Genomic DNA, 9,829 nt, shown 5'->3' on the forward strand with positions numbered 1-9,829 from the left:
GAGCGGCTCTGTCCCGTAGTCGGTGGTGACGTCGAGTAGCCGTCCATGATCATGATCTTGTGATGGATGTCAACTCCCTTGTCGGGACGGTGTTTTCCGGGCTTTCGGCGCTGGTCGTCGAGGATGTGGCGGATGGCGGTGACGCGATAGTGGTCACGGCCCGCACTCGGGATGTGGCGGTGCCGTGTCCGGTGTGCGGATCGCCGACGGCGAAGGCCCATGGATATCACCGCCGGACGGTGGCGGACGTACCGGTCGACGGCCGCCAGGTCGTCGTTCACCTGCGCGTACGGCGGCTGGCCTGCCCGATCCTGGGCTGCCGGCGACAGACCTTCCGCGAGCAGATTCCCGGACTGCTGGAGCGCCATCAGCGCCGCACGGTTCGGCTGGCGGGCCAGATATCGCAGGTGGCACGGGAGTTATGCGGTCGGGCGGCGACCCGCCTGGCCGGCCTGCTGGCCGTGCCCGTTTCCCGCAGTACCGCGCTGCGCAATCTGCGTCGCCTGCCGCTGCCCCGGCGGGAGGTCCCGCGGGTGATCGGAGTGGATGACTTCGCGCTCAAGCGACGTCACCGCTATGCCACCATCGTGACCAACGCCGAGACTGGCGAGCGGATCGACGTGCTGTCCGACCGCACCGCGGACACCCTGGAGACGTGGCTGCGCGAACATCCTGGTGCCGAGGTCGTATGCCGGGACGGATCGGCCACCTACGCTGAGGCCGTCCGCCGTGCTCTGCCCGACGCGGTACAGGTCAGCGACCGCTGGCACCTCTGGCGAAACTTCTGCGACAAAGTCCAGCTCGAAATCCGCGCACATGCCGGCTGCTGGGCCACCATCAATCCGTCCCGCCCCGGCGGCATACGCGAGCAGACCACCCGCGAGCGCTGGACCAAGATCCACGATCTCCTCGGCCAGGGCGTTGGCCTGCTCGAATGCGCCCGCCGCCTCAGCCTGGCCCTGAACACCGTCAAACGCTACGCCCGCATGCCCGAACCCCAGGCCCTGCGCCTCACCCCCGCCTACCGGCCGACCCTCGTCGACCCCTACCGCGACCACCTTCGCGAACGACGCCGGGCCGACCCTGCCGTCCCCGTCACCCACCTGCTGCGCGAGATCCGAGACCTGGGCTACACCGGCAGCGCCAATCTGTTGGTCCGCTACCTCAGCCAAGGCCGCGCCGAAGGCGACCGACCCGTCACCACGCCGCGTCACGCCGGCCGCCTCCTCCTTACCGACCCCGAAAACCTGCGCCCGAAGGAAACGGCCCTGCTGGAGAAGATCACCGCAGCCTGCCCGGAGATGACGCAACTCGCCGATCTCATAAACGTCTTCGCCACCCTGCTGAAGCCGACCGAGGGAAACGACCTGAAGCTCACCGAGTGGATCACGACTGCCCGCGCCGCAGCACTGCCCCACCTGCACAGCTTCACCAACGGCCTCGAAATTGACCGGCTCGCCGTCAACGCCGGCCTCACCCTGCCCTACCACAACGGCCGCACCGAAGGCGTCAACACCCGCACCAAACGGATCATGAGACAGATGCACGGACGCGCAGGATTCGACCTCCTCCGCCACCGCATCCTGCTCGCCTGACAGGAACCCACCGTCACCACCGACTACGGGACAGAGCCGAACGTCGTCGTTTTACAGTCCCCGGTGGCCGAGGCAGCCGCTCAGCTGGTGCCTCGCGCTAACCAACCGCGCCCTTAGAAGTACGGCACACCATCGGACTTCGGTATGTAGGACCAGAGACGCAGGACTAGGCGAGGGCGTCGTTTACGGGGTCTGGCGTGCCCGATCTTCCGTAATTAGCAAGCACAAGAACTGGCGCACGTGCCAGCCTGAGCACGTGCAGGCGCTCCGGCCTGCTCACCCGTTCGCTACACGTGGGGAGTAGACGTGAATCAGGGCGAACCCCCGGACGACTCTTCTTGGGAACAGATCGTTCCGCCCGATGTGGCGGGCACTGCGGATCAGGCGAACTGGTACTTCAACCATGTGCGCCAAACCATTCCTCGTTTCGCCGGGCAGGGATCTGCGTCTCACGCCCGAAACCTCAGCTACTTCACGTCCAGCGACCCCGAACTGAGCACCACACTATGGTTGCGCGTCGGTTCCGTGAGGTCGACGGCCATCACCTACGCGCTCACCGGGCCACGAGAAAAGATCCGGGAAGAGAAGGCGCGGTGGCGCACCGTCCTTATGTCTGCGCTGGAGTCGTTCCAAGCCGATCGGGCACCCGAGCGTGACTGGGCCGCGATCCTCATCCCGAAGGCGGCCCAGCTTGCCCGCTGGATCGGGCCCCTCCGAGCGTGGCCCGACCGACTGGCCACCCCCGTACGGATCGGCCCTATGTCGCTCGTCTCCCTACCGACCTGGGTGACTCAGCCTCATTCGCACCCGGACGACTCGTCGGTCATGCTGGGGGTGGGCTACTGGCCTCTTCTCGTCACTGGCACGGCTCCCGGCTATTTCCGAGCTGGGGCTCTCCAAGCCGCGGCGCGTGACCTGCTTCGCCTCCAGTGGCTCCTCACTCTGGTCACCGCCCGGACCTGGCAGCGCGGGACTCAGCCCTGCCTCATGGAGGCGGACGGCCATACGGACGCTTTCACCGCCCAGTGGCTGGACAGAATGACCGCCTGGTCCCTCCGGGAGCAGTTTCCAGCGCCCGATGCAATCGAACTGGCTCTTCCCCACTGGCTGCCCGCTGCGTGGGACAAGAGCGTGGCATCGCGACGCTGCTCAAACGCACTCAACGCGTACGGCCACGCCTTCGGGTACTTCACCGAAGAGGCGACTTCCGATGCCGGCGCTCGGTTCGCCGCAGTGATCGAAGCAGTCACCGGAACACGCACGCCGTCTCAAGCGGAGAAGACCGCAGCAGACCATCTGCTCAACGCGGCGGCTCCGGACACTCTCACGGAATCCGAAGCAACAAAGGCTGCGAAAGACATCCTGATGTATGCCCTCCGCTCCGAAACCGTCCACACCGGTCAGCTCCATGGCCCCGAATCCCTCGGCGGCATGCCGTTGGGGATGTTCTCCGCAGACGGCGACCCCTCGTACGTCCACCACATGACGACCGGCGTGCTCCAGCACCTGTGCCGCGACATCCTCATCCAGAGTCTGGGCGGGCCGACCAACGACCCGTCGGCAATCCTTCAAGGGCTCGACGGCATACGCGAGGGATGGATGAGCATCGGCCCGCCTCTCCCCGTGTAACTCAGCGGTAGGGCAGCCCCTCCGCAGTAGGGCCGGTGACGATCCGCTCACGCATCGCTCACGCGCGAACCCCCGGACACCGGAGCGCCCCAACCGGCCGAAACCGATCGGGGCGCTCCACCGCAGGTCAGAGAAGGTTTCCTCGCTCTGCTGTCGGTAGGCCGTGTGGGACTCGAACCCACAACCAACGGATTAAAAGTCCGCTGCTCTGACCAATTGAGCTAACGGCCCTCGACGGATCACCCCCCGAGCATAGCCCGCCCGATCCCGGCAGCCGATCCGGTATCGGTGTCGGGCCCGTCGCGGGTCCCGGAAGGCGGGCCGAGGCGGGCTCCCGGGGCCGGGAACAGCAACAGGGCCCGTACGTCACCGAGTCGGTTCGGTGGCGTACGGGCCCTGCCGGTCTGTCAGGCGGACCTGCTCGGCCGGGTGCCGGCCGGGCTGGGGTCAGCCGTTGCGCTTCCAGCGCGGCTTGTCGTCGCGGCGGCCGAAGGAACCGGTGTTGGTGCCGGTGTTGGCGCCGCGGTGGTCGTCACGACGGCCGGTCGGGCGGTCGGTGCCACCACCGGAGCGGAAGCCGCCCGCGGGGCGGTCGTCGCGACGGTCACGGTTGAACGGGCGGTCGCTGCCGCCGGAGCGGAAGCCGCCGGAGGGGCGCTCGTCACGACGGTCACGGTTGAACGCCGGACGGTCGTTGTCCCGACGCTCGAACGAACGGCCACCACGGTCGTCCCGACGGTCACTGCTGCCACCGGAACGGAAACCACCCGACGGGCGCTCGTCACGACGGTCACGGTTGAACGCCGGACGGTCGTTGTCCCGACGCTCGAACGAACGGCCACCACGGTCGTCCCGACGGTCACTGCTGCCACCGGAACGGAAACCACCCGACGGGCGCTCGTCACGACGGTCACGGTTGAACGCCGGACGGTCGTTGTCCCGACGCTCGAACGAACGGCCACCACGGTCATCGCGACGGTCACTGCTGCCACCGGAACGGAAGCCGCCGCCACCGGAGGAACGATCGTCACGACGGTCGTTGCCGCCGCGGTAGCCGCCACGGTCGCCACCGCGGTTGTCGCGGCGCTCGTAGTTGCCCCGCTCGTCGCGGGCGGCCTGCTGCTCCGGTACGGAGACGGCTGCCACGAGGGCGGCCTCGGCCTCGGCGGCCACCTCGGCCACCGCGGCCTCCGGGTCGTCTCCCCGCTCGCGGGCGGCGCGGGCGACCAGGCGGTCGGCCTCCTCGCGCAGCTCGACGGCGCGGCGCTGGATGCGCTCCAGCTGCTTCGTCAGGTCGGCGGCCTCGCGCTCGGCCTGCTTGGCGGCGTTGTTCGCGGAGTCGGCCTGGACCTCGGTGAGCGAACGGGCGCCGGTGATCTCGGCGACCTCCGGCTCGAAGACGCCCGCGCCCTGGACGATGTGGCGCGAGGCGTCGACGCCCGCGTCCTCCATCAGGCGGAAGATCTGGCGGCGCTGGTGCGGGAGCGCCAGCGAGACGACGACACCGGACTTGCCGGCACGGGCGGTACGGCCCGAGCGGTGCAGGTAGTCCTTGTGGTCACCGGCCGGGTCCACGTTCAGGACCAGGTCGATGCCGTCGACGTGGATACCGCGGGCGGCGACGTCGGTCGCGACGAGCGCGTTGACGTAACCCTTCTTGAAGTCCTCCAGAACCCGTGTACGGGCGCCCTGGGTCATGCCGCCGTGCAGCGCGTCGGCCTTCACGCCGGACTCGATGAGCTGCTCGGCGATGCGGTCCGCGCCCAGCTGGGTGCGGACGAAGATGATCGTGCGGCCCTTGCGGGCGGCGATGGCGGCCGTGACCGGCGCCTTGTCCTTCGGCTTCACGACGAGGACGTGGTGCGACATGGTCGTGACGTTGCCCTGGGCGCTGTCGACCTCGTGCGTCACCGGGTTGGTGAGGTAGCGCTTGACCAGCGTGCCGATCTCGTTCTCCATGGTGGCGGAGAAGAGCATCCGCTGACCGCCGCCGGGGATCTGGTCGAGCAGCTCGGTGACCTCGGGCAGGAAGCCCAGGTCGGACATCTGGTCGGCCTCGTCGAGGACGGCGACCTGGACGCTCGCCAGCGAGCAGGCGCCGCGGTTGATGATGTCGCGCAGCCGGCCCGGGGTGGCGACGAGGACGTCGACACCGCGCTCCAGCGCGTAGATCTGGTTGCCCATCGACGTACCGCCGCAGACGACCTTCATCTTGAGGCCGAGCACGTCGCCGTACGGCTGCAGCGCGTCCGCGACTTGCATCGCGAGCTCACGGGTCGGGGTGAGGATGATGCCGCGCGGCTTCTTCTTCTCGGTGGTGCCACCGGAGAGCGAGGCCAGCAGCGGCAGGCCGAAGGAGAGCGTCTTGCCGGAGCCCGTACGGCCGCGGCCGAGGATGTCCTTGCCGGCCAGGGCGTCCGGGATGGTCGCGGCCTGGATCGGGAAGGGGGCGGTCACACCGTTCTGCGCGAGCTTGCGGACGATGCCCTCGGGCAGACCCAGGTCGCCGAAGGTGACGGTCGGCTCGGCGTCGGCGGCGTCCGCGATCTCCTCGGCGGAGGCCACGGCCTTCTCGGCCTTCTCGACGACGGCCTTCTCTTCGGCCTTCTCGGCGGGAACGTCGGCCTGTACGTCGGTGATGAAGTCGGCGACCGACTTCTCGGCGACGACGGGCTTCTCGACGACGGTCTTCTCGGCGGCCGGGGCGGTGGCGCCGGCGGGGGCCTCGGTCACAGCGGCCTCGACGAGCTCGATGAGCTCGGCGTTGTCGACGTTCTCGGGCATGACGGTGTGGTCAGAACTGGAAATTGACATGCGAAATGCGAAACCTTCCGGAGTCTCGGCACGCGCCCATAACTCCGTGATTCGCAATTTCGACCGCCTCAATGCGGTCCAGCCACGGCAAGGGAGAGTACGCGCCACACGGCGCTCTTCTGTGTCGGCGCCGGGCAATAGGATCAAACGATCTACTACCATACACACTCTCCCGGGCATTGCGCAAACCAGCCGTGACGAACCCCCGGCTACACCGGCCCCACCTGCGGCGATGCCTCCGGAGTCCGCAGCGGCCCGGCGGCCCCCGGTCCACTCATCGCATGGGCCCGCAGCTGCGCGGCGGGCGAGGCCGAGGGGGGCGGCTCCGGCGGATCGGTGGGTTCCGGCTCGGGCTCCGGGTCCGGGGCGGGCGTCGGCGGGGCCGGCGGCTCCGGAGTGGTGGGCGGCGGCTCCCCCGGCCCCGGAGTCGAGGGCGTCGGCGAGGGCGGGGGGCCGCCCCGGGTGGGCACCGGAGCGCCCGGTTCGGGATGCGGACCCTCGGGGGTGACCGACGGCACAGCACTGGACGCGTCCGGGCTCGGGCTGTCCCCGGGCGCGACCCGGTCCGAGTGGGGGTGGGCGTCCCCGACGCGCCCCCCGGCCTGCCCTGAGCCGGGAACCGTGCCCCCGGCCGGATCTGCGGCGGAGCCCTTCGGCCCGGCGGACCGTGAGGGCCCCGGCCCCCCGGCGCCGTTCTCGCCGACGCTCATACAGCCGGTGGACGCGGCGATCGTCAGCGCGGTGACGGCTGCCCAGCGGACAGGGGCGGACAACTGGCGCACGAGTGGCACCTCCGGGGCGGGAGCGAGGGAGCGGATGCGGGGAACTGGAGCGGAGAGCACGGCGCCGGGGCGGAGCGGGAAGGCAGGATCGAGCGGTACGGCGTCGCACTGTGCCCAACTCCCCCGACCACGCCGGAGACACGCCCGAAACGCCACACGCCCGCGCGACAACCCCGGAAGCGGCCCCGGCCACCCCGCCCTATCCCCCGAAGCCGCCCGTGAGTTCCGCCCCCAGGAACACCGCGCCCAGGCCCGCCGACAGCGACGCCAGTACGTTGGCCGCGGCCAGGAAGCCCCGGCCCGTCTCGGCCAGGCGAAGCGTCTCGTACGAGAACGTCGAGTACGTCGTCAGCGCCCCGCACAGGCCCGTCGCCAGCATGGCGTGCGCCGGGGAGGACACCGCGGCGCCGGTCAGCAGCCCGAGCAGCAGGCTGCCCGCCGTGTTCGCCGTGAAGGTGCCCCACGGGAAGACGTACGGGACGCCCGGACCCTGGTGCGCCTGCACCGCACGGTCCGTCAGGTAGCGCAGGGGCGCGCCCACCGCCCCGCCGATCGCCACCAGCAGCCAGTTCACACGGTCCGCCCCCCGGTCCGGGCGCCCCGGTCCAGCCAGGTCCGCGTCGCCACGGCCGCCGCCCACACCGCCCCGAGCGCGGCCGTCGCCGTCGCCACCGCGTACGCCATCGCCACCACGGCCTCCTGACGCACCAGCAGGTCCGACACGCCGGCCGCGTACGTCGAGAAGGTCGTGAAGCCGCCGAGCACGCCGACGCCGAGGAAGGGCCGCACCAGCGGGTGGGTCACCCGGCCCCGTTCGACGGTGAGCACCATCAGCACGCCGATCAGGGCGCAGCCGCTCACGTTGACGACGAGCACGGTCCACGGGAAGCCGCCCGCGCCGGGCCACAGCACCAGGGCGCCGTAGCGTGCGAGCGCGCCGAGCGCGCCGCCGGCCGCGACCGCAGCCAGCACCCGGCCCTGCGGGACGGCGGGCGGACCGGGCTCCGGCAGTTCCTCCGGCGCCTGCTCGCTCACCCGTAGCCCAGGGCGTGGAGCCGCTCGTCGTCGATGCCGAAGTGGTGGGCGATCTCGTGGACCACGGTGATCTCGGTCTCCGCGACGACATCCTCCTGCGACTCGCACATCCGCAGCGTCGGCCCCCGGTAGATGGTGATCCGGTCCGGCAGCACCCCGGCGTACCACTCTCCGCGGTCGGTGAGCGGGGTGCCCTCGTAGAGCCCGAGCAGGTCGGGATCGCCGGGCTCCGGTTCGTCCTCGACGAACACCGCCACGTTGTCCATCAGCCGCGTCAGCTCCGGCGGAATGCGGTCCAGAGCCTGGCTCACCAGCTCCTCGAACTGTTCGCGCGTCATCTCCAGCACCAGGCCATTGTCACGTACGACGACCCCGCACGGGCAGGCCGCGACCTGGCCGGCCCCTTTCCTCCGGCGGACGCCCGGCCCGCGTCCGGCATGGCGGAGGCCGTACCGGGGCATACGGGCCCAATGGTCCGCGTCCCGTTCCGTGCCGCAGCCGCCCGCGTCCGGCACCGCCTCATCCAGCTCGCCCGCCCGAAGCCCCGGGGGCGCACCCCGGTCGGCTCCCGCACCGGCACGGCGACTCCCGGCGGTCTGACGGGCCCCGCCCGCCACCCGTACCTCCGCGCCCTCGGGATGCTCGCCGTCGTCGTGCTGGGGGCCTGGCTGGGACTGCTCGCCGTGGGCAGCATCCGTACGCCGGTCGGCCCCATGGACACCACCATGACGCTGCGCCCCTCCCTCACCGGCGGCAGCAAGATCAACGTGTCCCCGCTCGGGGCCCTGGAGCTGGACTCGCACCTCGCGCCGCTCCGGCTGGATGTGGACGTGGACCGGCTCGACCCCGAGCGCTCCCAGGCCCTGGTCGACCGGCCGGAACGGTTCTCCAGCCTCCAGGACGAGGTCACCCGGGACGTCGCCGCCGGCACCCGGGAGCTGGCCGTTCGCTCCTTTGTCGCCGTCGTCTCCGGCGCGACCGCGCTCGGCCTCGTCGTCTACCGCCGTCCCCGCCCCGCCCTGGCCGCCGGCGGGCTCGCCCTCACCCTGCTGGCCGCGTCCGGCGTCAGCGCGTACGCCACCTGGAACCCGAAGTCCGTCCTGGAACCGAAGTTCTCCGGGCTGCTCTCCAGCGCCCCGTCCCTGGTCGGCGACGCCCGCTCCATCGTCACCGAGTTCGACATCTACCAGCAGGAACTGGCCCGCCTGGTCACCAACGTCACCAAGCTGTACGACGCGACCTCCACGCTTCCCGTCTACCGGCCCGACCCCGGCACCATCCGGGTCCTGCACGTCTCCGACATCCACCTCAATCCGGCGGCCTGGCACATCATCGCCTCGCTCGTGGAGCAGTACGAGATCGACGTCATCGTCGACTCCGGCGACACGATGGACCACGGTTCCGCCGCCGAGAACGGCTTCCTCGACCCGATCCGCGACCTCGGCGCGCCCTACGTGTGGGTGCGCGGCAACCACGACTCGCCGGTCACCCAGGCCTATCTGAAGAAGTTCAAGAACGTCCATGTCCTCGACGACGGCAAGGCGGCGAACGTCGGCGGGCTGCGGATCGCGGGCACCGGCGACGCCTCCTTCACCCCGGACCGGACCGCCCCGGTCGGCGGCAAGGAGGCCGCCCGGCTGGAGGGCGCACGCCTGGCCTCCGCCCTGCGCGACCAGGAGCGCGCGGGCACCCCGGTCGACATCGCCGTCGCCCACGACCCGAACACCGCCCGGGAGACCGACGGCACGGTCCCGCTGGTGCTGTCGGGCCACCTCCACCGCCGGATCAACGAACAGCTGAAGCTCGGCACACGGCTGAAGGTCGAGGGCTCCACGGGCGGCGGCGGGCTGCGCGCCGTGCAGAACGAGAAGCCGGAGAAGGTGCACGCCTCGGTGCTCTACATGGACCGCTCCACCCGTCGGCTCCAGGCCTGGGACGAGATCACGCTGGGCGGTCTCGGACTGACGACCGCCG

At 70.6% G+C, this 9,829-nt stretch carries 9 protein-coding genes and 1 tRNA gene; 3 read left to right on the plus strand and 7 right to left on the minus strand.

The features are described from left to right. The coding region (locus B9S58_RS38820; protein ID WP_258044224.1) for a hypothetical protein at nucleotides 1-221 on the minus strand (221 nt) is incomplete at its 3' end. Here B9S58_RS38820 and B9S58_RS07995 point away from each other — a divergent pair. Together B9S58_RS07995 and B9S58_RS08000 are read left to right on the plus strand one after the other, a co-directional pair. Further along, nucleotides 150-1,595 (plus strand): ISL3 family transposase, encoded by a 1,446-nt coding sequence (locus tag B9S58_RS07995; protein WP_258044223.1) that lies wholly within the window; start codon nucleotides 150-152, stop codon nucleotides 1,593-1,595. The two genes, B9S58_RS38820 and B9S58_RS07995, sit on opposite strands and share 72 nt — an antisense overlap. A gap of 306 nt (nucleotides 1,596-1,901) precedes the next feature. Beyond that, nucleotides 1,902-3,224 (plus strand): hypothetical protein, encoded by a 1,323-nt coding sequence (locus B9S58_RS08000; protein WP_146063475.1) that lies wholly within the window; start codon nucleotides 1,902-1,904, stop codon nucleotides 3,222-3,224. Between the two features lie 157 nt (nucleotides 3,225-3,381). Here the strand turns inward: B9S58_RS08000 and B9S58_RS08005 are convergent. From B9S58_RS08005 to B9S58_RS08025, 6 genes are all read right to left on the minus strand, one after another. Beyond that, nucleotides 3,382-3,455 (minus strand) — tRNA-Lys (locus B9S58_RS08005). A 216-nt stretch (nucleotides 3,456-3,671) separates the two neighbouring features. Next, complete coding sequence (locus B9S58_RS08010; protein ID WP_103531418.1) at nucleotides 3,672-6,008, minus strand: DEAD/DEAH box helicase; 2,337 nt, start codon at nucleotides 6,006-6,008, stop codon at nucleotides 3,672-3,674. A gap of 239 nt (nucleotides 6,009-6,247) precedes the next feature. Continuing rightward, the gene (locus tag B9S58_RS37450; protein WP_146063476.1) at nucleotides 6,248-6,820 is read right to left on the minus strand and encodes a hypothetical protein; all 573 of its coding nucleotides are present in this window, start codon (nucleotides 6,818-6,820) and stop codon (nucleotides 6,248-6,250) included. A gap of 199 nt (nucleotides 6,821-7,019) precedes the next feature. Beyond that, complete coding sequence (locus tag B9S58_RS08015) at nucleotides 7,020-7,394, minus strand: CrcB family protein (protein WP_103531419.1); 375 nt, start codon at nucleotides 7,392-7,394, stop codon at nucleotides 7,020-7,022. After that, complete coding sequence (locus tag B9S58_RS08020; protein WP_103531420.1) at nucleotides 7,391-7,855, minus strand: CrcB family protein; 465 nt, start codon at nucleotides 7,853-7,855, stop codon at nucleotides 7,391-7,393. Before B9S58_RS08020 ends, B9S58_RS08015 begins: the two co-directional genes overlap by 4 nt. After that, complete coding sequence (locus tag B9S58_RS08025; RefSeq protein WP_032790371.1) at nucleotides 7,852-8,202, minus strand: metallopeptidase family protein; 351 nt, start codon at nucleotides 8,200-8,202, stop codon at nucleotides 7,852-7,854. Before B9S58_RS08025 ends, B9S58_RS08020 begins: the two co-directional genes overlap by 4 nt. Before the next feature lie 123 nt (nucleotides 8,203-8,325). On the opposite strand from B9S58_RS08025, the gene B9S58_RS08030 reads away from it, so the two are divergent. After that, nucleotides 8,326-9,829, plus strand: a 1,504-nt coding sequence (locus B9S58_RS08030) for a metallophosphoesterase (RefSeq protein WP_103531421.1), incomplete at its 3' end; no start/stop codon positions are given.

Origin of the sequence: Streptomyces sp. SM11 (genome assembly GCF_002910905.1) — a bacterium.
Classification (GTDB): domain Bacteria; phylum Actinomycetota; class Actinomycetes; order Streptomycetales; family Streptomycetaceae; genus Streptomyces.

What these genes read in the sequence shown, in the direction of transcription:
- B9S58_RS08010 (WP_103531418.1), bottom strand. Translation starts at nt 6,008, where the DNA reads ATGCCCGAGAACGTCGACAACGCCGAGCTCATCGAGCTCGTCGAGGCC.